This is a genomic window from Virgibacillus profundi (genome assembly GCF_002287375.1).
In the GTDB taxonomy this organism is placed as follows: Bacteria; Bacillota; Bacilli; order Bacillales; family Amphibacillaceae; genus Virgibacillus_K; species Virgibacillus_K profundi.
The window spans coordinates 1-379 of record NZ_NPOA01000136.1 but is presented as its reverse complement, the minus strand read 5'-3'; the positions used below and the strand labels follow the sequence as shown (position 1 = coordinate 379).

General features: G+C 41.4%; 1 protein-coding gene. It reads left to right on the top strand.

Annotated features, from left to right (window positions below; genetic code table 11):
* On the top strand, window positions 1-254 hold a 254-nt coding region (locus tag CIL05_RS22515), incomplete at its 5' end, for a hypothetical protein (protein WP_206207832.1).
* Window positions 255-379 lie beyond the last annotated feature (125 nt).

Here is a 379-nt window from a genome sequence, read left to right as displayed (position 1 = left end):
CTGGCATACTAGCGGTAATTCCAGCTCCAATAGCGTATACTAATTTTGTTGCAGTTAAAAAGCTCGTAGTCGGATTTCTTTTCTTTGTCGTTGGAAAGCTACTTCACGTAGTTTCTCTAGCAACAGGGGAAAACATTTGTCGCAAACCGGTCGAGTGCTGTAATGGTTCTCGGTCGTTAAGTGACTCGTTTACTTTGAGAAAATTAGAGTGTTCAAAGCAGGCATTCCGCCTTGAATATGTTAGCATGGAATAATAACATAGGACTGATAGTTCTATTTGTTGGTTGTTCGAGAACTGGAGTAATGATTGATAGGGACGGTTGGGGGCATCTGTATTCTCAAGCGAGAGGTGAAATTCTTGGATTGTAGATGCTAACTC